The sequence below is a fragment of the Paenibacillus sp. S25 genome (assembly GCF_019454085.1).
GTDB classification, from domain to species: Bacteria; Bacillota; Bacilli; order Paenibacillales; family Paenibacillaceae; genus Paenibacillus; species Paenibacillus polymyxa_B.
Window position 1 is genome coordinate 4,851,590 of sequence record NZ_CP073683.1, and the last position, 24,438, is coordinate 4,876,027.

The 24,438-nt window shown below is 45.3% G+C and carries 23 protein-coding genes and 1 pseudogene; 2 read left to right on the forward strand and 22 right to left on the reverse strand.

The window, feature by feature from the left end; all coding sequences use genetic code 11:
- Positions 1 to 64: 64 nt before the first annotated feature.
- From KAI37_RS21260 to KAI37_RS21310, 11 genes and pseudogenes are all read right to left on the reverse strand, one after another.
- The gene (locus tag KAI37_RS21260; protein ID WP_220030175.1) at positions 65 to 754 is read right to left on the reverse strand and encodes a DNA alkylation repair protein; all 690 of its coding nucleotides are present in this window, start codon (positions 752 to 754) and stop codon (positions 65 to 67) included.
- A 19-nt stretch (positions 755 to 773) separates the two neighbouring features.
- Positions 774 to 1,391: a DNA-3-methyladenine glycosylase family protein gene (locus KAI37_RS21265; RefSeq protein WP_220030176.1), complete on the reverse strand. Its 618-nt coding sequence runs from the start codon at positions 1,389 to 1,391 to the stop codon at positions 774 to 776.
- 62 nt (positions 1,392 to 1,453) lie between these two features.
- Positions 1,454 to 2,269: an SPL family radical SAM protein gene (locus KAI37_RS21270; protein ID WP_220030177.1), complete on the reverse strand. Its 816-nt coding sequence runs from the start codon at positions 2,267 to 2,269 to the stop codon at positions 1,454 to 1,456.
- Positions 2,259 to 2,801 carry a methylated-DNA--[protein]-cysteine S-methyltransferase gene (locus KAI37_RS21275; protein WP_220030178.1) on the reverse strand — a complete coding sequence of 181 codons (543 nt, stop codon included), beginning with the start codon at positions 2,799 to 2,801 and terminating at the stop codon, positions 2,259 to 2,261. The genes KAI37_RS21270 and KAI37_RS21275 overlap by 11 nt, the downstream gene beginning before the upstream one ends.
- A complete protein-coding gene (locus tag KAI37_RS21280; RefSeq protein ID WP_220030179.1) occupies positions 2,782 to 3,387 on the reverse strand; it encodes a bifunctional transcriptional activator/DNA repair enzyme AdaA in 606 nt (201 codons plus the stop codon). The genes KAI37_RS21275 and KAI37_RS21280 overlap by 20 nt, the downstream gene beginning before the upstream one ends.
- Before the next feature lie 185 nt (positions 3,388 to 3,572).
- Positions 3,573 to 5,063, reverse strand: coding sequence for an alanine/glycine:cation symporter family protein (locus KAI37_RS21285; RefSeq protein ID WP_025723624.1), 1,491 nt, complete (start codon positions 5,061 to 5,063; stop codon positions 3,573 to 3,575).
- A 219-nt stretch (positions 5,064 to 5,282) separates the two neighbouring features.
- Complete coding sequence (locus KAI37_RS21290; protein WP_220030180.1) at positions 5,283 to 7,172, reverse strand: beta-glucoside-specific PTS transporter subunit IIABC; 1,890 nt, start codon at positions 7,170 to 7,172, stop codon at positions 5,283 to 5,285.
- 250 nt (positions 7,173 to 7,422) lie between these two features.
- Entirely contained in the window at positions 7,423 to 8,253 is an 831-nt protein-coding gene (gene licT, locus KAI37_RS21295; RefSeq protein WP_023990227.1) for a BglG family transcription antiterminator LicT, read from the reverse strand.
- Between the two features lie 398 nt (positions 8,254 to 8,651).
- Entirely contained in the window at positions 8,652 to 10,088 is a 1,437-nt protein-coding gene (locus KAI37_RS21300; protein ID WP_179085949.1) for a 6-phospho-beta-glucosidase, read from the reverse strand.
- 934 nt (positions 10,089 to 11,022) lie between these two features.
- The gene (locus tag KAI37_RS21305; protein ID WP_076294253.1) at positions 11,023 to 11,811 is read right to left on the reverse strand and encodes a TrmH family RNA methyltransferase; all 789 of its coding nucleotides are present in this window, start codon (positions 11,809 to 11,811) and stop codon (positions 11,023 to 11,025) included.
- A 78-nt stretch (positions 11,812 to 11,889) separates the two neighbouring features.
- Positions 11,890 to 12,555 (reverse strand): annotated as a pseudogene (locus KAI37_RS21310) (potassium channel family protein); the annotation flags it as partial.
- A gap of 160 nt (positions 12,556 to 12,715) precedes the next feature.
- Between KAI37_RS21310 and KAI37_RS21315 the strand changes: the two are divergent.
- Positions 12,716 to 12,949, forward strand: a complete 234-nt coding sequence (locus KAI37_RS21315; RefSeq protein WP_016819939.1) for a small acid-soluble spore protein SspI — start codon at positions 12,716 to 12,718, stop codon at positions 12,947 to 12,949.
- A gap of 151 nt (positions 12,950 to 13,100) precedes the next feature.
- Here KAI37_RS21315 and KAI37_RS21320 read toward each other — a convergent pair whose 3' ends face one another.
- The 3 genes from KAI37_RS21320 to KAI37_RS21330 all read right to left on the reverse strand — a co-directional run bounded on the left by KAI37_RS21320 (position 13,101) and on the right by KAI37_RS21330 (position 17,498).
- Positions 13,101 to 14,681 (reverse strand): peptide chain release factor 3, encoded by a 1,581-nt coding sequence (locus tag KAI37_RS21320; RefSeq protein ID WP_013311888.1) that lies wholly within the window; start codon positions 14,679 to 14,681, stop codon positions 13,101 to 13,103.
- A gap of 308 nt (positions 14,682 to 14,989) precedes the next feature.
- The gene (gene zwf / locus KAI37_RS21325; RefSeq protein WP_220030181.1) at positions 14,990 to 16,546 is read right to left on the reverse strand and encodes a glucose-6-phosphate dehydrogenase; all 1,557 of its coding nucleotides are present in this window, start codon (positions 16,544 to 16,546) and stop codon (positions 14,990 to 14,992) included.
- Between the two features lie 187 nt (positions 16,547 to 16,733).
- On the reverse strand, positions 16,734 to 17,498 hold the full coding sequence (locus KAI37_RS21330; RefSeq protein WP_220030182.1) for a YwmB family TATA-box binding protein: 765 nt from the start codon (positions 17,496 to 17,498) through the stop codon (positions 16,734 to 16,736).
- Positions 17,499 to 17,742: 244 nt separating this feature from the next.
- On the opposite strand from KAI37_RS21330, the gene KAI37_RS21335 reads away from it, so the two are divergent.
- Complete coding sequence (locus KAI37_RS21335) at positions 17,743 to 18,207, forward strand: hypothetical protein (protein ID WP_071642895.1); 465 nt, start codon at positions 17,743 to 17,745, stop codon at positions 18,205 to 18,207.
- Between the two features lie 78 nt (positions 18,208 to 18,285).
- Here KAI37_RS21335 and KAI37_RS21340 read toward each other — a convergent pair whose 3' ends face one another.
- The 8 genes from KAI37_RS21340 to KAI37_RS21375 form a co-directional block, all read right to left on the reverse strand.
- Positions 18,286 to 18,936, reverse strand: a complete 651-nt coding sequence (locus KAI37_RS21340; RefSeq protein WP_013372995.1) for a response regulator — start codon at positions 18,934 to 18,936, stop codon at positions 18,286 to 18,288.
- Positions 18,914 to 19,993 (reverse strand): sensor histidine kinase, encoded by a 1,080-nt coding sequence (locus KAI37_RS21345; protein WP_023990236.1) that lies wholly within the window; start codon positions 19,991 to 19,993, stop codon positions 18,914 to 18,916. Before KAI37_RS21345 ends, KAI37_RS21340 begins: the two co-directional genes overlap by 23 nt.
- A gap of 16 nt (positions 19,994 to 20,009) precedes the next feature.
- A complete protein-coding gene (gene liaF / locus KAI37_RS21350) occupies positions 20,010 to 20,657 on the reverse strand; it encodes a cell wall-active antibiotics response protein LiaF (RefSeq protein ID WP_076294256.1) in 648 nt (215 codons plus the stop codon).
- Between the two features lie 148 nt (positions 20,658 to 20,805).
- Positions 20,806 to 21,510, reverse strand: coding sequence for a PspA/IM30 family protein (locus KAI37_RS21355; protein ID WP_023990238.1), 705 nt, complete (start codon positions 21,508 to 21,510; stop codon positions 20,806 to 20,808).
- Positions 21,510 to 21,998: a PspC domain-containing protein gene (locus KAI37_RS21360; RefSeq protein WP_013311896.1), complete on the reverse strand. Its 489-nt coding sequence runs from the start codon at positions 21,996 to 21,998 to the stop codon at positions 21,510 to 21,512. The genes KAI37_RS21355 and KAI37_RS21360 overlap by 1 nt, the downstream gene beginning before the upstream one ends.
- A 7-nt stretch (positions 21,999 to 22,005) precedes the next feature.
- Positions 22,006 to 22,677, reverse strand: a complete 672-nt coding sequence (locus KAI37_RS21365; RefSeq protein WP_013311897.1) for a PspA/IM30 family protein — start codon at positions 22,675 to 22,677, stop codon at positions 22,006 to 22,008.
- 85 nt (positions 22,678 to 22,762) lie between these two features.
- Positions 22,763 to 23,074 carry a LiaF transmembrane domain-containing protein gene (locus KAI37_RS21370; RefSeq protein ID WP_013311898.1) on the reverse strand — a complete coding sequence of 104 codons (312 nt, stop codon included), beginning with the start codon at positions 23,072 to 23,074 and terminating at the stop codon, positions 22,763 to 22,765.
- A gap of 130 nt (positions 23,075 to 23,204) precedes the next feature.
- Positions 23,205 to 24,428, reverse strand: coding sequence for an MFS transporter (locus KAI37_RS21375; protein ID WP_220030183.1), 1,224 nt, complete (start codon positions 24,426 to 24,428; stop codon positions 23,205 to 23,207).
- Positions 24,429 to 24,438: the final 10 nt, after the last annotated feature.

The following is a 24,438-nucleotide window of genomic DNA, read 5'->3' on the forward strand; positions in this document are numbered from 1 at the left end:
CCCCTCCTGTCGTTTTCATACACGCATTTTTTTTCAGTATAACACTTACAGGTGGGAGCCGATCCTATTTTCTTTTTCGCTTCATACCGCGAATGGTCGTTTTCGTTGCCTGATCCACCCGATATGATTCTGTGATTTTTTGCAGTGCTTTGTTGAAGGTAAAATCATCCAATGTATTATGACTTAAATACGCCACTGTTATCTCGGGCAGCTTGATATAACAGATCGATATCGCCCATGCTACTGCCATTTGTACATAATAATCCTCACGATGGGTCTGTTCCAGTAAAGTAAACACCCGATTCATATACTGTTCCTCAATATAAAAATTTAGAAGCATAACCACACCAAACCGAATTTCATATTCTTTCTTGGAGAATAGATAGGGCTGAATGAACTCCCATACCCGTTCTTTATGATGTTTTGTGATTTTCAATCCGGCACAGAAACTGTCACATACGGACCAATTATCAATTTTAGGAACAAACTTGGCGGTATAACTCAAAACTTCCTCTATATCTGTTTTTACAGAACCAATCACCATACCTTGCAGCATTACTTCTTCGAAGTGTTCACTTTCAGCGGTCTCCAGGTAGAGACGCCAATCTCCTTTGGCAATATCTTGAGCTAGCTTACGCAGTACCGGCAGACGTACACCCAGCACATTATTAATCGTCGGAAGCAATGCAGCCGTAAATTTCTGAAAATCCGCATCCACGTATGACAGTATCTGTTCTCTGATTGTTTTCTCCATCGTTTCCACTCCCTGATTCTTAACGAAATGAAATACTCCACAAATAAATGGAGGCCACCGAACCATAAGGTGAATAAACTCGGCGGTACTCCTCAAATTGCTGCTTGGTCAATGTATCTAGATGGTACAGCTTCATCATTCCCCGTCGAATAGCCATATCGCCCCAACTGACGACATCTGGACGCTCCATACAATTAATCAGCATCATTTCAGCCGTCCAAGGTCCTATCCCTTGCAGCGAGGACAATTTCTGGATCACCTGTGCATCGGAAAGCTCATATAATTCCTGTAAATCCAACAAGCCCTGCTCGATCGTTTGGGCTATATTAAGGATACACGTGGCCTTTTTCATGGTGATGCCACAGCTTTGAATTTCTAAAGCCGTCTGAACGGCTATATTTTGTGGAGTAATCGCCCCTAACTTCTCCTGCATCCTTACCCATATGGTTTGAACCGCCTTGGCCGATATAAGCTGCCCCACAATCGCATGAACGAGCGCCGCAAACAGATCGGGAATGATTACCCGTTCTACCTTGCCCATTTGCGTCATCGCTGCACCAAGTACGGTGTCTACGTTTTTTAGATAATCGATTTCCTTTTCCCCATAATCAAAGTTTTTGGTCATTACGGTTTGCATTCGTTCTCCCGCTGCCCCCTTATATGGTCACTCTTGATTCAATGGCATGGACTGCTTTTACATCAGGGTTCGAATCCTTCTTTGCTCACATAGAGCTGCTCTTTCGGGAAAACATGAAGAAAACGCTCATAAACCGCCTTATAGGCAGCAGGATGGTACCATTCTTCCAGCCCCAATGACTCGTACAGCGTACCAATTTTTAAGCTACGCGTTCGTCTCCCCCCACTGCCATCTCCCATAAAATAATCATCAATACAGACACGGTTGACCAGAGGCAAAAGCTTGTCTGCAAAATGTTCACTGCTTGGAAGCATCGGAGCAATGGTAGCTTGCGCCGATACACCTGCCTCCTTTAAGAGATGTAGCGTTTGGAGACGAGCCTCGATGGGAGGAGCTTCCGGGGTAAAATGTTTGCGTATATTTTCTCGATCTGTTTCTACAGTCATACTCACACGTACACGATCCCCCAATCGGAGTAGTAAATCAGTATCCCGCCGTACCAGTGGACTGCGCGTCTGTAAAAAGAGAAAATCCGGTGGATCCTCCACCATCACCTCCAGCAGAGACCGGGTCACCTCTTCCTTATACTCGGCAGGCTGATAAGGATCTGTGCTTGACGACATGAAAATCGTGACTTTACCTTTGGATTTGGCTCTACGAAGCTCCTTGCGAAGAATATCTGCCGCCTGACTTTTAATATCAACCCATGTCCCCCACGCTTCCTTACGAAACGTGGAGACTGGCAATTGACGTACATAGCAATATGAGCAGCCGAAGGTACAGCCTGTATACGGGTTCAACGAGTGTGTATACCCTGACAAGAAACCTGTCCCTTTATTCAAAAGAGTCTTGGGGGATTTGTAATACTCATTTTTCATACTGAACCGATGCCACACTTTCCTGTTCGAGCTGTAAAAGCTTCACCTTCATGTCCAAACCACCACGATATCCGGTCATAGCTCCATTTTTACCAATGACCCGATGACAAGGGACCGTGACCAAAATTGGATTAGCACCGATTGCAGCCCCCACCGCACGAACAGAGGCTGGCTTTTGAATAGCGTTGGCAATGTCTGAATAGGATAGTGTTTCCCCATACGGAATATCACACAACGCATTCCAAACCGCCATCTGGAACGCAGTCCCATGAAAGTCAAAGGGCAATGTAAATTGGGTGCGCTCCCCTTGGAGATATTCAATCAGCTCCTTAGCATAGGGCTGTAAAGCAGCATCCTCTTCAACTAAAGGACTGCCGGGAAATCGCCTTCCCGCCCATGAAAACAATTCCTCTACAGGTTGATTGGGCGAACCTACATAACATAGTCCTTCCGATGTAGCTGCAATATATAAATTCCAATCCTCATGTGTCAACAATGACCAATAGATCGTTTTATTTATTTGCTGTGCCATGCTGTGTACCTCCATTTCGTGTTGCTTTCGATTTGAGTTGGCGATATTGCAATGGGGTGTAGCCTGTATTCTTTTTAAATAACGTAATAAAGTAAGATGCATTGGACAGACCTACGTTCTCCCCCACTTCCGCAACAGATATATCTGAGCAAATGAGCAGCTTCTTCGCTTGTTCCAACCTGGTCTGCTGTATATATTCCATTGGAGTTAGATGCATAATCCGCTTGAAGGTACGATGTAAATGATACGGACTTCCATGACTTATCTCAGCCAGGATGTGCAATGTTAAGTCCTTCATATAGTTAGAATTCACGTATTCTGTAACCAGTGCGATCCATTCATGATCAGGCAATCGTTGTCCTGTCGGTTTACATCTTTTGCATGGACGAAAATGCTGGGCCAATGCCTGCTCTGCTGTTTTAAAAATACGGATGTTCTCTCTTTTGGGAGGTCGGGATTTGCAGGAGGGGCGACAAAATATTCCCGTTGTCTTCACAGCGTACAAAAATACCCCGTCATATGACTTGTCGTTTTCTACAATAGCTCTCCACTTGTCGTCAGTTATGGATAAATCGGATGTGCTCATTCAAATCACCTCTCTTGTGCAATGTGGCCTCCCCACATATCTATGGCAGAATTTTTCTAAATCCGTCTGTCTAAATTATAGACTAAATAGTGAACGTATGTACCCCTCTTGGAATGTAAAGGCAAGATAACGAAAAAAAGATGACTCCTCGCGGAGCCACCTTTGATCTTACTTATCTATCTTATTTAGGCTTGCAGCTTGCTCGGTTTGGCGGTAATCGTCAACTCATCTGAGGGAGGCTGATATTCCTTTGACCAATACTCGGCATTTGAAATACCTGCCTTCTCCGGGTCAAACACCGGGTCCAGCCCTTGCCTCTGCTGCTGTTCATAATCCTTAAGTACAAGAAGAGCAGGCTTGGCTAACAGAATCATAGCAATCAGATTCACCCAGAGCATAATACCGACCCCCATATCCCCCAGTGTCCACGCCAACGCCGATTCCTTGACGACCGTTCCATAGAACGTCGAACCCAGGATAACCAGCTTTAGAACGAACATGGGCCATTTGGCTTTACGGTCGGCAACCAGGTAGGCCATATTCGTTTCTGCGATGTAATAATAGGCGATAATGGTCGTAAAAGCGAAAAAGAACAAGGTAATTGACAGCAGACTCGAGCCAAAACCCGGAAATACTGATTCAATAGCAGCCTGTGTATATTGAGTTCCCTCTTCAACACCCGGGAGATGCTGCACAATAAAATCGCCACCAGGTCCCTTCACGTTGTACATACCTGTGAATAAGACCATAAAAGCCGTAGACGTACAGACTAAAAAGGTATCCACATACACGGAAAATGCCTGAACTAGCCCCTGTTTTGCGGGATGAGACACTTCCGCGGCTGCTGCCGGATGCGCACCTGAGCCTTGCCCGGCTTCGTTGGAGTAAATGCCCCGTTTTACGCCCCAGGCAATCGCCGTCCCTGCCATACCGCCAAACACAGAATCCACGCCAAAGGCACTGCGAAAAATCAGCGAAAATACATCGGGAAGCGCAGTAATATTCGTCATCATAATATAAAAAGAGACAAGGATGTAGCCAAGTGCCATAAACGGTATGACAACCTGAGCCACATTGGCAATCCTTTTTACACCTCCAAAAATGATAAGCGCCAGCAACACGACTACTACTATCCCGGAAACCTTCATATCCATGCCAAACGAGCTATGAAAAGCTACGGCAATAGAGTTCGATTGAGTTCCCGGCATCAGTAAACACATCGCGACCAACGCAGCAACCGCAAAAATGACGGCAAACCATTTAAAGCCTGTCCCTTTTTCAATATAAAAGGCCGGGCCGCCACGGTACTGACCATCGCGCTTTACCTTATATACCTGAGCCAGTGTGGATTCAACAAACGCAGTAGCCGATCCGATAAAAGCCATGACCCACATCCAAAATATCGCCCCGGGTCCACCCATACCGACTGCCAATGCAATCCCAGCAATATTTCCCGTCCCTACACGCCCAGATAGTGCCATCGTAAAGGCCTGAAAAGAGGATACACCTGCCTCTGAACTTTTCCCTTTAAATACTAGACGGATCATCTCTTTGAAATGCCTGATTTGTAGGAATCGAGTCATGATCGAAAATAATAGTCCCACACCCAAACAGACATATACCACAGGATTGCTCCAAATGACGCCGTTTACTGCCTCTGCCCACTGCTCTAACATTCCTTGTATTTCCCCCTGATCAATCAATTGATTTTCTAGTCTATGTTTTCAGAAATTTTGCATAATTACAAAAAATTATAGATTAGTTTTTACCCCCATACAAGTTAATTTAATTGACATATTGTCAATTACAAGTGAGCTTACTGGCTACATAAAATGACGACAAAAAAGCTCTGATGATCCGGGAATGTGGACCATCAGAGCTTTATTCTTAAGACATCAGGCGATGCCCTCTTTCTCATTTAAAGCACTAGACAATTTCAACAGTGGGGACTGCTCCGTTACCTCTCCTTGAGCGATTGGAAGGATCTCAACATATTGGGAAGAGTTTGTAATGATAACTGGCGTAATCGTAGGATAACCCTCTGCCCTGATTTGCTCAACATCAAACTCAAGCAGTAGATCCCCAGCTTTTACCTCGTCTCCTTCTTTGATATGGGAAGTAAAATATTTACCGTCAAGCTTGACTGTATCTACTCCAACATGAATCAAAACTTCTGCGCCATGGGGTGAAACAATCGCAAGCGCATGTTTTTTCTTGAATGCCACAGTGATGATTCCGTCGAATGGGGCTACGACTCTGCCCGTTGTCGGTTGGATGGCGATACCTTTGCCCATAGCCTCTGAAGCAAATGCAGGATCTGGAACTTCAGTTAGAGCCACCACAGTTCCTTCAATCGGGCTAAGTACCTCTTCATTGGAAACATCGGTTGGTGAGGTTGATTCTGTAGCCGAATTGTCGGTGGTTTCTTCCGCTTCGACCGGGTCCTCAAATCCTAAAATATAGGTCAAAATTGCCGACACCAGGAATGAAACCGTAATCCCTAAAATCAATCCCGGGAATCCTTGCCCACCGGGGCCGTAAAAGATCGGCAAGGTCAGCAATCCAGGTGCGCCGGAGGCAAATGCTTGCGTTCCTGCTTGACCGATAATGGCACCACCGATGGCACCGCCGATAATACCTGCAATAAACGGACGTTTCAGTGGCAGCGTAACCCCATAAACTGCTGGCTCCGTGATGCCGAATAAAGCGGTCAGTGTGGCGGAACCCGCCAAAGTTTTCAGCTTCTTATTTTTGGTTTTCAGCATAACACCAAACGAAGCGCCGGTTTGAGCAAAGATGGAAGCCGCAGCGGAAGGCTTGATTCCGTCTCTGCCATTCACAGCAATATTATTAATGAATACAGGTACAAGACCCCAGTGAACACCGAAAATAACGAGCAGCTGCCAGCAAGCACCAAGAATTGCTCCAGCCAGCAACGGACTAAAGCTAAATGCAGCAACGAGTGCAGTAGCGATCGCGTTGCCCACATACACCCCGACTGGACCAAACACGATCAGGGTTAGAGGAAGCATAATTACGAGTAGAATCAAAGGTGTAATAAAGTTTTTGACGCTCTCATGGATCACTCGATTGCACCATTTTTCCAGCTTACTCATGACGATGACGGCTAAAATGATCGGAATAACGGTAGATGAATAACTCATCATAACAATAGGAATACCGAAAAAGTCCGTAGGTGTACCTTCCGTTTTTAGCGTGACAATGGTCGGGTAAAGCAACCCTCCGGCAATGGTCAGGGCAACGAAGATATTACCTCCGAATTTCCGTGCCGTTGTAACCGCTAACAAGAGAGGAAGAAAATAAAACAAACTGTCGGCCGCAGCATACAAAATCATATAGGTAGTGTCTTTCGGTAGCAACCAGCCGAGGTTGCTCGCAATCAGCAGCAGACCTTTCAGAATACCGGACCCCGCCATAACTCCGAGCAACGGTGCAAAAATGCTGGAAATTACGTCAATTACGGCGCCAAATCCTTTGTTGCCTTTAGCTGAATGATCTTCTTTTCCAGTTTCATTCAAAATATTGGATACTTTGCCGATTTCATTATATACCTCTGGTACTTTGTTGCCGACTACAACCTGGAACTGACCACCGCTCTGCTTTACCGTGATAATTCCATCGGTTTTTTCCAGCTTTCCCTTGTCTGCTTTTGCCTCATCTTTTAGCACAAAACGCAGGCGAGTAGCACAGTGAACGAGTGATATTACATTTTTTTCGCCACCTACCAGGTGTACAATTTCCTTAGCCAGTTTTTCATAACTCATGATGGACACCTCCATGTTCTAAGGGGCTTTTTACATATTTAGGCACACAAAAAACCTAAGCCTTGAAAAATGGTGGGCACTTTATTCCCGCAATTTTTCATGACTTAGGTTTTGCCTGCATAACCAGTAACAATCCCAATTAAAACTTTTTAAATTCCTGTTACTATCATAATATAATTAATCTACCATATTTGTCAACAAAAACTTTTAAACGTATATTTTTGATCCTTTTTCGTCGAAAAAGTTCGACTTATCTATTCACCACCCGTTCAATATGCACGGTCAGATACAGCTTTTCTTCGTTCGTCAATTCGTGGTTGTATTCTTTTTGCACAAAAGCACCGATTTTCTCTGTGCAAGCAGCTGCTTCCTTGTGCTTTTCCTTAATCATGTCATACAAATGATCATAGTTATTTTCGTAGTGATTTCCCTTAAATACGCGCTGGGCGAAAAATTTCAGATGCGTAATAAAGCGGAAATAGCTCAGAGAGTCCTCGTCAAAATCGACCTTAAAATGATATTTTGCGATATTGATAATTTGTTGGATAAACTTCGTGATACTCATGGTCGTAATGACTTCCTCGTTCATTTCAGCATTCACGATGTGAATCGCAATATAAGCCGCTTCGTCCACAGGCAGTTCAATACCGAGCCTTTGTTTGATTTGCTCCAACGTTTTCAGACCAATCGCGAATTCTTCTTTATACAGCTGCTTGACTTCCCACAATAACGCGTTTTTGATTTCCAATCCTTCCCGGTATCTTTCAACAGCGAAATTGATATGATCGGTCAGCGAAACATAAATATTTTCGTTCAGCTTTCTGTTCAGATTATGCTTGGCATCATTAATGACTTCCTCCACAATCACGATCAAATCAAGCGGTACCTCACGCAACAACATTTTAAAGTTATCGGACGTCTGCTTGTTTTTCAGAGCAAATACCTTCTGAATTCTGGTTTCGTCTACTTTGTCTCCAGGCTTTTTCTTAAAAGCAATCCCCCGACCCATTACCACGAGTTCGGTACCGTCCGTCTGGTAGACGCTGATTACATTGTTGTTAATGACCTTTGCTATGTTCATCTCGATCCCCCGTTCCATATGCCAGCAAGAGCCACACATGCTCCATCCTCTTTATTGTAAACAGAAAAAAACCGAAGCACGCCAAATAAACAAGACTGTTACATCTTCTTATTTGTGGCTTAGGTTTTGCCTGCTACGCAGTAACAATCCTAAAAATGATGGAATTGCGTCAAGTATAGCCCGAAGAGGAACGATTGTCAACGCTTTCAATGAAGAAACGAAGATCGGAAATCCCCGTGGGCCCGGGACGTCCGATCCTATTTCAGGATTTTGCAAAATTCGATTCCAGTCGCTCCAAAGTGCAAAATATAGACGAACTAAACCATTTCGATCTATATCTTGTTCATTGGAAGTCGCTTATGGGATTTTTGCAAAATCCTCATTTACTTGTGGTACGATTATTCGCCCAGATTTTCGCCGTCGGAATGAATTACGTTTTTGTACCAGTGGAAGCTTTTCTTTTTAATACGTTTCAACGAACCGTTGCCTTCATTGTCACGGTCCACATAAATATAACCGTAGCGTTTTTTCATTTCTCCTGAGGAAGCGCTGACAATGTCAATAGGTCCCCAACTTGTGTACCCGATAATTTCGACTCCGTCTTGAAGAGCCTCACCCATTTCGGCAATATGCCGCTTGAGATAGTCGATCCGGTAATCGTCGTTAACCTCTCCTTCGGGCGAAACCACATCATTGGCACCAAAACCGTTTTCCACTACGAACAGAGGCTTTTGGTAACGATCATGCAATTGGTTGGCTGTGATGCGGAATCCTTTTGGATCGATCGTCCAACCCCATTCGGACTTGTCCAGATATGGATTGGCCACAGAGCCAAACACATTGCCGCTGGTCATGTTCTTGACGATTTCCGGGTCTGTGCTGGTCGTCCGGCTTGAATAATAGCTGAATCCGATATAGTCAACGGTATGATCTTTCAGAATGGCTGCGTCGCCTGATTCCATCTCAATGTTTAATCCATGATCCTTGAAGAAGCGCTTCGCATAACCAGGATATTCGCCGCGTGACTGTACATCAATGAAGAAGTAGGACTCGCGGTCTTTTTCCATGCCCTGATACACATCTTCGGGATTACACGTATACGGATAGAAGCTGCCGGCAGCAAGCATACAACCAATCTTGGCATCCGGGATAATCTCGTGACACGCTTTTACAGCCAGCGCGCTTGCCACAAGCTGATGATGTGCAGCCTGATACTGAATTTGTTTAACGTTTTCACCTTCTTGAAAAACAAGACCGGCGCCGAGAAACGGCAAATGGAGAAGCATGTTAATCTCGTTGAACGTCATCCAGTATTTCACTTTATCCTTGTAGCGGGTGAATACTGTTTTAGCATAGGTTTCAAACAGGCCTACCAGCTTCCGGCTCCGCCAGCTTCCATATTTCTCGACCAGATCCACTGGCACGTCAAAATGAGCGAGGGTAACGACTGGCTGAATGCCATGTTTATGCAACTCGTCGAACAAATCATCGTAGAATTGCAAACCTGCTTCATTTGGAGTAGCATCTTCTCCTGTTGGAAAAATACGAGCCCAGGCAATGGAAACACGCAGCGCCTTAAATCCCATTTCCGCAAATAGCGCGATATCTTCGCGATAGTGATGATAGAAATCAATGGCTTCGTGGGAAGGATAGAATTCGCTTTCAAGTGGAGTCAGCGAAGGAACATTCCCTTTCATTATGTTTCTTCTCTTCTCTCCGGTAGGCAGCAGATCTACCAGACTCAATCCTTTACCGTCTTCCAAATAAGCACCCTCGGCCTGATTGGCAGCAAGAGCACCGCCCCATAGAAAATCTTTAGGAAAAATATAAGACATAAACATTCTCCTTCCAAATGTGTGATAAAAGGGATATCCGAGGGTAACAGATAATAAAAAAACCCAAACCAGCCTGTATACACTTACAGTGTAAACAAGCCAATTCAGGTTATGCCCTATCGGTAACATCCCATGAAAAGGTTATACGTATTTGATTGAAACTCTAACAAAGATTTGGCAACCTGTCAAATTCATTTGATTTAATAGCACGCAATTAACAAACCAACAGCATTATTTCAATCGCCTATTGAGTAATGAATAGAACCATGAAAAAACCAGATAAACGACTTTACGAAAGATACCTGGCTGTTCATCTTTGTCTGAAAGGGCACACGTTTTCAAAGATCGGTGATCTACTCAGTCGCTAATTTAAGATATTTTGTTGCAAGAAATTTAGAAAATCCCTTTGCATAGAGCCAAGAGGAATAATTTTTTTGATTATCTTGAACCTCCAATGCTGTCCTTTAATGTTAAATGACCATATTGCAGAAGACAGATATATGGAATGATATTTTTGTTCTTGTAAATCAGCTACTTCAAATTCAACTTTTTCTACTACTTTAGACGAAAATAGATTGAGGAACAGGATAATAATCCTATCATTATTTAGAAGTAATATAGCTCGACTTGTACAAGCCGAAAGACTTTGAGGAGTTGAATAGCAGATATGCATGTTAGACTCTCTATGTGGTTCAGTTAACTTATCCATAGTTTTTTTGTTAATGAATATCATAGTCAAATACCTTTCTATTGGTTACTACATAAACCGCAATTAAGATCATAACCTAACCAGTAGCCGACCAATTGTTTCTAGCGGTTGTTCATTGATTGGTTTCATAAAACAGCCGGCATGAACTTAATCTTAAACTTCATAAAAAACACGTTATCCACCGCATTGGATTTAAGTCACAGCCATAGCCCCGTGTTCATTCACTTAGTTTCGTTGTCTCATCGCCTCAAATAATAGCACCGTAGAAGCCATCGCTGCGTTCAGTGATTCCGCTTGCCCCTGCATCGGAATGAATACCGACTCATCCACCATGCGCGCGGTAGCAGCAGAAATACCTTGGCCTTCGTTTCCGATCACAAGCCAAGTGGAAACACGCAAATCTATGGTATAGCATGACAAGCTCGCATCCAGCGAGGTGCTGATCAGTCGGGCACCTTTGCTTTTGGCCTGTGGTAAAAGCTCCTCCAGACTGCCTTCAATCACTGGCAGGTGAAACAACGATCCCATCGTGGAGCGGATCGTTTTGGGATTGTACAGGTCGGCGCAGCCATGACCCAATATTACGCCTGCGGCTCCAGCAGCGTCCGCGCTGCGGATGATGGTGCCTACATTGCCGGGGTCCTGCACCCCGTCCAGCACCATCACCAGTGCATCCGGCTGCTCCAGCAATGCCGAGAATGCGCTGCGCTCCTCCTTACGCACGATGGCAAAGACCGACTGCGGCGTCTTCGTATCGGTGCATTTTGCAATGACCGCCGCTGACACGGGAACCCATTCCACTGGCTGGTCGGCTGGATCCAGGCCATTCAGCTCGGCGGGAATGCCCTTGTCCAAATCATAGGCGACGGTTTCGACAGCCGCGTCCGAACGCAGCGCTTCCTGCACCAGATGAATACCCTCGACTATATATTTATGCTGCCGTGTGCGATGCTTTTTCTCCAGCAGTTGCGCCCACTCTTTTACACGCGCATTATTTGGTGAAATGATTTCCATTCGTTTAACCTTCCGTTTCTGTGTCCGTTTCTATAAAAATAAATGATGTTTCACTTGTACTTGAACATCAAGCCTTCATTAGGCTGCAAATGCCAGCTCCAGCTTGGTCAGATCATCCTTGTGGCCCACAATGACCAGTATATCACCCGGCTCCAGACGATCTTCGGCATAAGGCGAAATGTTCATTTCCTGATTTCTGCGAATCGCCATCACATTGCAGCCGAAGCGTGCACGTATGTCTAGCTCCTTCAGATTTTTGCCAATCATGGAATCGGCGGCTCTCATCTCCAAAATACTGTAGTCCTTGGACAGTTCGATATAATCCAAAATGTTGGGAGATGTCAAATGATGGGCTACCCGTAACCCCATATCCCGTTCAGGATAAACGACTTTATCCGCACCTATTTTTTGCAGCACTTTCCCGTGCAATTCATTTTGTGCCTTGACCACAAGGGCTGGTACGCCCATGTCCTTGAGAATCAATGTCGTCAGAATACTGGCCTGTATATCTTCGCCAATCGCAACTACGATTACGTCAAAATTACGGATACCCAGCGCTCGCAACGCTTCCTCATCCGTCGAGTCGGCAGACACCGCATGCGTCACAATATTCGACATTTCCTGTGTACGCTGCTCGTCCGAGTCAATAGCCAGCACATCAAAACCCATCTCACTCAGCGCACTGGCAACACTGGAACCAAAACGGCCCATGCCAATGACCGCATACTGTTTTTTTGCCATTCCTTCTTTACCTCCCGATCACCATACTGTCCGTCATAGTATAGCATATCATGCTGCAAACATAAATTTTGACATACTTATGCCAAATGCTTCTCCATGTATACTGGACAACAGCCCAAGCCATAATACATTCGACCACTACTACAACATACGGGAGGTACACATGCCCATTACAATGGATTTACGACAAGCAATTGTTCACAAAGTACACGGCAAATCAGAAGCTGATCTTACGGACATGATTATTGGGTCAGTGGACGGACCGGAGGCCGCTTTGCCTGGATTGGGTGTCATTCTTGAAATTGCTTGGAAGCATATGAGTCCAAACCAGCAGCACGATTTCGTCCATTTGGCACATGAACAAATCGATAAAATCAAACCCGTACCCTTAACCTAGCTCTAGCTATTTAACTTTTTGTTCCGATTTAATTGTGCTCATTATTTTACCCGTATTCGAAAATGAGAATAGTCCACTCGCATTAACATCGAGTGGACTATTCGTTGTATACACTAAATGACTGAGATCAAACAGTTCTGCATACTCAATCTTATGGAGCCATTTCCAAAAACTTAGCTGTCGGATTTTTCTCCATAGCCGTACGCATGGCATACTCGTTTTCGAACAAGGCAACATAATTGCCCTTCTTATCCTTTACCAGCGTAGAGTTAATACGGAACTTGCTCGGATCAATCTGATCATCCACAATCCAACGTGCAAATTGGAATGGCATACGCTGAAGCTGTACATCAACTCCATATTCACCCTTCATGCGGTACTCAAATACTTCAAATTGCAGTTGACCGACAACACCTAGTAACGTATCGTCAAAGCTTACCGTACGGAACACCTGAATCATACCTTCCTCGGTCAACTGGTCAATGCCCTTCAGATACTGCTTGTGCTTCAAGGCATTTTTCACCGTTACCTTGGCAAAAATCTCAGGCGAAAAGGTCGGCAATTCATCAAACACAACCTCGCTACCTTGGCTGAGTGAATCACCAATACGGAAAATACCCGGGTCAAACAATCCTATAATATCGCCAGGAAAAGCCTCCTCGACAATATCACGGTCCTGTGCCAGAAACTGCTGTGGCTGGGACAGCTTAATTTCCTTGCCCATCCGTACATGCTTAACACTCATCCCGCGTTGAAACTTACCGGAGACAATACGCAAAAATGCAATACGGTCACGGTGAGCCGGGTTCATGTTCGCTTGAATTTTAAATACATAACCGGTAAACTTTTCGTTTGTTGGCTCAATTTCCCCAGCTGTACTACGGCGCGGCTCCGGCTTAGGAGCAAGCTGAAGGAAGTTTTCCAAAAATGTTTGTACACCAAAATTATTAATCGCACTGCCGAAGAATACAGGTGTTAATTCTCCGCGTTGTACTTTTTCCATGTCAAAAGGGTCACCCGCGACGTCAAGCAACTCCAAGTCTTGGCATAACTGGTCATGCAAATATTCGCCCGCCATCTCACGAATGATCGGATCATTGTAATCTTCCACTTTTTGTACTTTGATCGTGGAATGGTCATCTCCCTGAAACAGCTCGACCTGATTTTTGACACGGTCATAGACACCGCACAGCTCGCGTCCTGTACCAATCGGCCAATTCATAGGCACCGAACGGATGCCAAGCACCTGCTCCAGCTCCTCCATCAAATCAAAAGGACTGCGTCCCTCACGATCCAGTTTGTTAATGAAGGTGAAAATCGGAATTCCACGCTTCGCGCAAACTTGAAACAGCTTAATCGTTTGCGCTTCCACACCTTTCGCTACGTCAATCAGCATGACAGCACTATCTGCTGCTGTTAATGTACGATACGTGTCTTCACTGAAATCCTGGTGACCTGGGGTGTCCAGAATATTGATGCGGTGACCATTATAATCAAATTGCATTACTGAGGATGTTACAGAGATCCCCCGCTGTTTTTCAATCTCCATCCAGTCACTCGTGGCGTGTTTGCTTGCTTTACGCGCTTTAACTGAACCAGCAAGACGAATCGCGCCCCCGAACAGCAGCAGCTTTTCCGTCAGTGTCGTTTTACCCGCATCCGGGTGAGAAATAATCGCAAACGTACGCCGTTTGTCGACTTCCTGTTGAAGTATATCTGTTGTTTTACTCATTTCACATATCCCTTCATGATCAAATCCATTGCATTACTGCTCAAGCTATTCATAAAAAGGCCATGACGCACGCCTGTTTTCATAAGTTCATCGGCTCTATCAGCTATATTGCCGTTAGCTCCAGTATTCGGCGTACTCCGTTACCATATTCATTATAAATACGATCTATTTACATGTTTTAGCCTGCCTTTAACTTATAATCAGTTGCAAACTGAAAACCTGAGACTAAGCTATTATAGCACACTCCGAACGCAAAGCATCCCCTTACGTCCTGAACAGGACATAGGGGGATGCAGGACAAATCGGGATTACTGAACGCCGCCTACTCGCCAGATGACATTATCTTCATCCTGACCGCTAACCGGCCACCACTTGAAGCCATCCTGCTCCAATAGCTTGTGAGCACCTTCCGGTCCCCATGAGCCTGCAGCATAGGTTTCCAGCGTATCCGGGGTCTGCTGCCATGCCTTGGCGATTCGATCGACGAATCCCCATGCCGTGGCAACCTCATCCCAACGCGTGAAGTATGTCGAATCACCCTCAATCGCATCCATCAGCAATCGTTCATAAGCCTCCGGTGAGTTGATACCTACCATACAACTTTGGCAAAAATCCATAGCCAGTGGCTCAATATCTGATTCGGAACCAGGTTTCTTGGCATTGATTTTAATGTAAATGCCCTCCATTGGATTGACCCGAATCACGAGCAAGTTCGGCTCCAGCTTATGCTTTTGACCGAGGTACACGTTCGTTGGCATGCTCTTAAATTCCACAACAATCTCCGTTGTTTTTACAGGGAGACGTTTGCCCGTACGAATATAGAACGGTACGCCAGCCCAACGGAAATTATCAACAAACACGCGTGAAGCAAAATAAGTCTCTGTGTTCGACTGTGGATCAACCTTGTCTTCTTGGCGATACCCCGGCAACTGCTGTCCGCGATAACTGCCTTCGGTGTATTGACCACGCACCACATTGGTTTTCACATCCTCAGACTTTTCAAAAGGGCGCAGCGAACGCAGCACTTTTACCTTTTCATCACGGATATCCTCAGGCAACAAACGACTAGGTGGTTCCATCGCAATCATCGTTAGCATTTGCAACATATGGTTCTGTCCCATATCCCGCAAGGCGCCGGAATGATCGTAGTAACCTCCGCGTTCCTCCACCCCTACCGTTTCACTAAGCGTAATTTGCACATTGGCAATATGCTTATTATTCCACAGTGGTTCAAAGAAGGCGTTCGCGAAGCGGATTACCTCAATATTTTGTACCATTTCCTTGCCAAGATAGTGATCAATCCGATAAATTTCTTCTTCGGCAAATACCTCTCGTATTTCAACGTTCAATTCTTGTGCAGATTCGAGGTTATAACCGAATGGCTTCTCAATTACTAGGCGATTCCATCCTTTTCCATCCATCATGCCGCCATCTTTCAAGCTCTTCGACACGCTTCCGAATAATTCAGGAGCCAAGGCCAAATAAAACAACCGATTTCCCGGTATGTTAAACTTGCTTTCTATAGACTCCGTCTGCTGTCTCAGCTCATGGAACCCTTCGACATTGTTGATATCCAGCGATTTATATTCAAAATGCTCGGCAAATGCCTGCCATTCTTGATCATTTTCTGCTTTGTAGCGACTAAACTCCTGTATAGAAGCGTATAGGTCATTACGGAATTCTTCCTCAGTGCGAGGACGCCTTGCTACACCAATAACGGCAAAATCTTCAGCAAGCTTGCCTTCGCGGTACAAGCTGTAAATAGCAGGAAAAAGCTTACGACGAGCCAAATCGCCCGTAGCGCCAAAAATAAACAGAACTGCGCCTTGCGTCACAACAGATTCTTTAGCAGGTATGTCAGCCATGAAGTACCTCATTCTTCCCATGTCAAGATTCCGCAATCCACAATCCCCGAAATCCGCATGTAGTATTGTGTATATTTATACAAGATCATACTTGATTTTCGAAAAACATGGAACTAAAGATTTGATGATATTTTATCATATCCTACATGGATAAGCTATCCGATGAATCATAAATTTACCTTATAAGTCAGTATTCAATCGTGATGAGCGGGAAACCGAGCGTTATACGTGTATCCTGCTGCTCCCTATCTTCATGTACAGCCATCTGCATCTGGACCTGATGCTCACCGCTTTGAATCATTAACGGCAGCTCTGGAGCTTCATAGGATATAGCCACAGTAGTCGCATCAGTATACCTTTCTTTGGCCTGCATGAAGATGTCCTCTGCTAAGCTCGCCTCTGTCAGTTTCAACAGTTGATCCTTGGATTCCTTTGTATGCAGCGAACACTGAAGGGCTGTGTTCCACTGCGCTTGAATCCCCATAGATTTTAATTGCTCAGCACAAAGCTTATGAAGCTGAATCAACCGCTCACGTCCTGCATTGTTGCTCTCCAGTTGAACAACTACATACCATTGTCCAGTTTGACGTTCCATCACATTTAAGCGGATTCTTAGATCCTCACTATGACGAACAGAACGATAAACCGTGTGTCCATTTTCTACGAGTTTGTTTACTGTGGGTATATTCAGCTGATCAGCTATCTGTGCCGCCACATCTGCCGGCTCTTCATGGTTAGAAATCCAATCGCCTTGCCACTTCACAACCAGCTTATCCAACGTACCCGGGGCCTGGTCCGAGATGATTAACAATGAACGTAAAGCCGTTTCTGCTTCGCGGGAATCATATCGGTTTGTCTGAAGGGTTCCGTAGCGCCAGCCAGCCAGTACCAACACCGTTCCTAATACCAAAATTGCAATAATCCCCTTTTTAATCAGCTCTGCTTTTAACATTATCGTTCCCCCCGCTCCACAACCATCCGATTCCCACCTACGCTCTGGTTACTTTCTTTTTCGGCTGGATTGAAATCTATGAATCTATCAATAGCATTCCCGTTGTCAGAGGTTTTATACACACAGCAATACGGCAAAGCCTTATAAAATATTCATCTGCCTACTGGGTGTTCGACCATACATCGTAGGCACCGTAAGAATAGACTATGATCACAATGCATCTTACACCAAAAGAGGTGAAATCATGTTTCCGATTTATCCTGTAAATGAAGCCAATGTGGCACCTCATGGTGGACGTCTGGTCTGTGCCGTTATGCGTGATGGTACACGACACATCGGCATCTTAAGTGGGTGTAGCAAAGGCAAGCTGATGTTGAACGGATATCCACCCTCCTTTCCTGGCAGTCTCTATGCCGGGAGCTACAGTAACAAAGGAAAACAAACCCCCAAAAAGATTTCCTCTAAAAAGAAAAAAAGGAATCCTAAAAACAAAGCTCGTACCTCTGCCAAACTAAATGCCTTAATTAAGCCGCCCAACGCACCTCTGAGTCCATCCTTCCCTTATGACGCGGGCGGATTTGCTGGAAATGGCTATAGTAGTTATGGAAATGGCAGAGCAGGCTATCGCGGTGGGTACGGCGGATATGGATACGGGGCAGGGCTTGCACTAGATCTGGCTTTAATCGCCTTTTTATTCCTCCTGATTTAAACACCTTGTTATGGAACACAAAAAAACCGGAGGACTATTGTCGTCTCCGGTTTTTTTTGTATTCGTTTATTCTACATTCTACTCTGCTAATCCGTTCTTATAAGCATAGATCGCCGCCTGTGTACGGTCTTCTACTCCTAATTTAGCGAGAAGGTTCGTGACATGGAATTTTACCGTCTTAATCCCGATAATCAGCTCATCTGCGATATCCTGGTTAGACTTCCCTTGTGCCAACAGGCGAAGCACCTCCATCTCGCGATCAGTCAGCTCCGTATGCGCGGGTGCCTCAGCCTGTGGCTGGCGGAATCGATTCATCATCTTGGAGGCCACCTGTGACTCTAGTACGGACTGTCCGCGTGCAGCTGCACGGATCGCATCCGCTATCTCGGAAGCACGAGACGTTTTGAGCAAATAGCTGAATGCCCCTGCCTCAATGACCGGATACATTTTCTCATCGTCCAAATAACTCGTCAGCACAATCACCTTGGTCTCTGGAAGCAGGCGAGTTACTTGGCGTGTCGTTTCGATGCCATCCATGCCATCCATGACCAGATCCATCAAAATCACATTTGGCTTGTATTCGGAAGCCAACCGTATGCCTTCTTCTCCGCTTCCGGCCTCGCCGACCACTTCAATACCTTCTTCCGTCCCCAACACCGCCGCAAGACCAATCCGTACCATTTCATGGTCGTCTACCAGCAGTACGCTAATCGGTAATTCCGTTTCCATGATCATCGTTCCTTCCGCTTTCATCATTAATAACTGGCACGGACACCTCGATCCGTGTTCCTTTTCCTGGAGCGGTTATATACTGAATAGCTCCCCCAATTTCACTGACCCGCTCCTGCATCGTAGATAATCCATATGAAGTCTGCTTTTTCTCATCCAGTTCAAAACCAATACCGTTATCCCGAATCGTCAGCCTGATGGAATCCGGGCGTTGCACGATACGAATTTCCATGCGGGTTGCTTTGGCATGGCGCAATGTATTAGACATCGCTTCCTGAACAATACGAAACAAATGGTTCTCAATGCCTTTAACCAACTGTACTCCGCTTTCAATCTCAAAATCAATCTCCATCGGTACCTTTGCCTGCAACTCCTGTACCAAATCACGCAAACCCTGCTCAAGCCGTTTTCCTTCCAGATAGACAGGCCGCAGATGAAGTAGTAACGCCCGCATTTCGGATTGTGCCACGGAAGACATTTCTTCAATTAGCGCAACTTGACGCTGCGCTTTATCAAAATCCTTATCCAGCGTCCTCCCCACAGCCGTCGCCGTCATTGAAATAGCAAATAATTGCTGTGATACGGCGTCATGCAACTCTCTGGCCAGCCGCTGCCGCTCCTCCACAATCGCAGTCATCCGTGCCTGTTCTGCCAGCTGAGCATTATCCGTGGATAAGCGTTGTAAGGACGTAACTTGTTCCTGCCATTTACGCCCAATCCGTTCCAGCTGCTCTCCCAGCCTGCCAAGCTCATCATGCCCTAGGGGCGGCAACTCACGTGCAGGGGTTCCCTTTTCCCACATCAGCAACGTCTCTCTCAACATTTCCAGTCTACTTTTAAAGCGGTAGCTTTCATAAAATCCGTACATTGCCCCTGTACCAATCAACACCAGTATAACGGCTCCTGCAACTTTCAATATCATTCCCCAGGTTGGGAACGACTTCACATATCCATATGTATACAGCATATAAAAGACAACTACGCCCACAACAACACACAGGAGGATACCTTCACCCATACTGCGGGTTACCATGTTGGACGTTTTTTTATGATTCATCCCGGCTCCTCCTGATTCAATAAAATCGGACGCGGACATCGCCCGCCAAGTAAGAAACGACAAACTTCACTTTGTACTCACTCTGCTCAAAATGGGGAGACTTCCAAACCAGTCGATTGAGCATCCCCGCCTCATGATCCCGGTCAAACTGAATCTGTCCGAACAATATGAACATCTCCACCTCTACACCGTAATTATCCGGTAGCGTGATGTCAATATCACCGAAGATCCCCTGCAAAAATATGACGGGTTCACGTTCCTCTGGGAGAGCCAACGTCAGGTCGGCATCCACGTCCCCAACCACATGCCATATGCTTGTGCTGCGCAGGCTCCAAGGCACTTCATCCCATTTATGATTGGATATAAAATTGTGCTTGAATATGGAGCTTTGACCTTTATGCAGCTTCCTTGAACGTGAATAGAATACAGCTAATGATGCTAGTGTAACTACCACAAACAGGAACAAATGATCCAGCACTAACAATCCAGCACCAATCGCGAGCATCGTGTAACCCTTTTTGATTTTGGAATTGCGGATCTTATATATTCCGGCCAACATTAGGATCAGTGCAACCACGGAGAGGAACCCAATCCACTGACCGAATAAAATGATAATCCCGATGCCAATCCCTGCCAGTGCCAAGGCTGATTTTTTTCTCTCCATGCTGCACCCCCTTTTGTTTATACAGGACGGAAAAGCCATAGTGGCGCGACATTCCGCCATATGGCTTTCCCGGACCATACAGATTGAGCACGATCATCGACCAATGTCCATTCCATACAGCATATCATAATGTCTTGTTTCCGAGTAGTCAGTCCTTCTTCATATCGACTGGTTTAGCACCTGTCTGAATTTTGGACTTAAGCTGTTGAAGCTGCTCATCCACTTTAAACTGTTTTTCAGCCTCAGCTGGATTAATATATGCTTCTCCTGGAGCTTGACGGTAAGGAGCACGCAGTACGTCAGCTTCAGCTTCCATTTGCATGATTTTTTCTTCCATACGGTGGAAGCCCAATGAAGCAGACCCACTTTCAATCGTGTGCAAACTATTGATTTGAGACATTTGCTTTTTGGCTTTCGCCATTTGAGCACGGGATACCAACTCATTGCGCTTGTTGCGCATTTTATAGAATTCATCTTTCATGTCGTGAAGCTGCTGTACCAATTCTTTTGCTTGAAGCTCAGCTTGTGTATGCAAGTCGCGGTATTCGTCCTGCTTCTGTACAAAATAAATCTTCTCTCCCAACAGCTTGCGCGCTACTTCTTCCTGACCATTTCGTAATGCGGATTCAGCTTGCTTCTCACGCTCATTGGATACACGCACCGCTTCCTCCAAACGCTGTTTCATACGACGTTCATTCGCCATTTGCTTGGCAACCGTTACCTCAGCCTCGTGAATTTCCGCCTCCATATCGCGCAAATATTGATTCAACATAATAATCGGATCTTCCACTTTATCCAACACTTCATTCACCGATGCTCTTGTCATATCCTTCATTCTTTTAAAGATCCCCATTATTTACGATCTCCCTTCTCAAATTGCTCTACTTTTTTGCGTAACTCTGCTAATTCTTTTTTCATTGCCTTTTTCTCGATATCTTCCATCATGGAATCCAGGTCACTGTTCTGACCTGTGTTAAATTTAGATGAGTTGCGGGCATCTTGCCCAAAAAACGGGTTCGAATTGCCATATGCACCGCCCTGGTTGTAACCAGTTCCTTGCCCATACTGCGATCTTGTATTGTTACTGCCATAATAGCGTGGATCCTGTTGATTGTAAGGTCCGCTGTCAGGGCCAAATCCTCCATCAAAAGGAGATCTCGGCTCCTTGGAGATAACCAGTGCCGCAATCACATAAATCATAAATGTGGTTCCTGCTGTAATAAAGAAACTGATCACAACCAGAATACGAATCCATGTTGAGTCCATTCCTGTTGCGTCAGAAAGACCGCCACATACACCTGTTATTACTCTATCCCGGCTTGATCTGTAAATTCGGGTCATTATCAATTTACTCCTTCCCGCTGTTGTTCAGCTTGCTTTTCAGTCTCGCCCACTCTTGTTCGAGCAGCGATCCACCGCCTTGAGCATCCTGTGCATGGTCGCCCTCACCCCGACGTAAATCACGCAGACTCATCGTTTCTGCTTCCATATCGGCTACCCGATCTTCCAAGCGGTTGAACATTCGGGGAACATTTCGTCCACCGTATGTACCAGCCCGTTCGTTCATTTGCTGCTGGAGTCTCAACGTCTGTACACGTGCCGCATAATACTGACGCTTGCTGTGTACCGTTTGATATTCTGTCTTTAACGTATCTAGCTGTTGTTCTAGCTCACGTAGTGATTCACGGCTCTGCTCCCACAGTTCTCTATACTGCTCTTCTTTTTCTGCATATAGCATTTTCTCCTGAAGGGCCAGCTTCGCGATATGTTCTTCATCAGCCTTCAAAGCCAGTAGCGCCTGTTCCTCCCGTTTGGTCTGCATGGACAATGCATGATCCAACTGCTGCTTCATCTGTCTTGTATGCATCGCATACTGTTGATGGAGTTTTTCCGCTTCGGCAATTTCCTGACGGGTATTATACAAGAACTGGTCAATCAGTTGCACCGGGTCTTGGCTTTGTTCCAAATGCTCATTGAAGGTCGCTACCGTGATATCACGCATTCTTCGAAAAACACTCATTTGCGTCTGCTCCTTTCACAATTCGTATTTCCATAATTCACCACTTCGTTGCTACAATCTTTTTTCATTCGCCAAACTGCTAAAATCAGTAACGTCTTCTACGGTCACTCAGCAGGGAAACACCAAATATGATCAACCCGATTGCCAGTAGCGGTCCCAGAAGCCAGGACAGTTTGCCAAGCAAAATCAGTACCCCGAGTACAAGTACGATCCAGCCGAAGAGCGCATTTCCTTTTTTCACACCGTAGTAGCCTAGCATGACCATAGCTATCGGAATTAAGTAACCAATCAGATGTCCTAAAAAGTGACCGAAAAACGGAGTAAACTTACCGAGCAGCATAATCGAACCCAACACGATCAGTACAATCGCTAACCCATTCCCTTTGTTAACTCTCATCATCTCTCACCGCCTTTCACTGTGTCTTGCTTATGTTCTTATTGTACGCTGACCTAGCGTTCGACAAAACGGACCCCAGACGGTTTTTGAACCTAGACCTAAGTCGGGGATGAGTATAGACCTGCGGCTATCACTCTCTATGCTGTTCTGCTGCACGGGCTATCGAGTGTTGCTCACCCGCTTGCTTGGAACGTAGTGAAAGGACGAGACAAGCCAGTAACGCTATAGCTGCAACCATATAAGGCAGATTAATATGAACATCGAATAACAGTCCTGCAATTAATGGTCCAATCACATTACCCAAGCTTGTATAGGACGAGTTCATGCCTGCCACAAAGCCTTGCTCATCTCCGGCCTGCCGCGATAGAGAAGTGCTTACTGCCGGGCGAAGGATATCCATAGCCAGAAAAATGATGAAGGTCGTCAGCATAATCATCACGTACTGTTCAGCAAATAGGGTTAGAAAGATGAACAGTCCCCCAATAGCCAAACAGAGGTGAATTACTTTTTTCTCTCCAAAACGATTAATAATCCATCCAAATATAGTCGCTTGGACAACTGCTCCCAAAATGGAGCCTGTCGTTATAATGATGGCAATATCCATTGGTGTAAAACCATATTTATGGTCAACAAACAGTCCAAACACTGTTTCAAAGTTCGCTAACCCAAAAGCAACGACAAATACAATGAGTAAACCCATGAAATATGGAGATTGATATGACTTGGCAAATTGCTGCAAAAGATTTTCTTTTTGCCGTGGAAGTTCTCTATTATATTGTTGCTTTTCCTTGCTTAAAGACTCAGGCAGCACTAACAGAGACAAGATAGCTGCTATTCCCGCAGCTCCTGCTGCCGCAAAAAAGGGAATACGTATTCCATATGTGGCAAGCAATCCGCCAATCCCTGGCCCGATTATGAAGCCTGTGTTGATCGCTGCATTGATCATGCCCATTCCCTTGCCTCTTTCCTCAAACGAGGTCACGTCAGCGACATAGGCCATAATAGAAGGAGTAAGCAACGCTGCCCCTGCTCCACCCATGATTCGTGCTATGAACAGAGTAGGAATAGAACTCGCCAGTCCAAAAACAAGCTCTGATAACATGAAGATGAACATCCCAGAAACAATTAACTTTTTACGTCCATAACGATCAGACAACTTTCCTGACAATGGTGATAACAAAAGCTGTGTCAACGCAAAAGCTGCAACCATCAGTCCCATCGAGGAACCATTCATCCCTAGCTCACTTATAAACTTAGGTAACACAGGGACAACTAGGCCAATCCCCATGAATGCCAAAAAAATGTTAAGCATCAATAACAGCATTGCTCCTCGATTTCTTGTGAGTATAGACATATTTCCACCC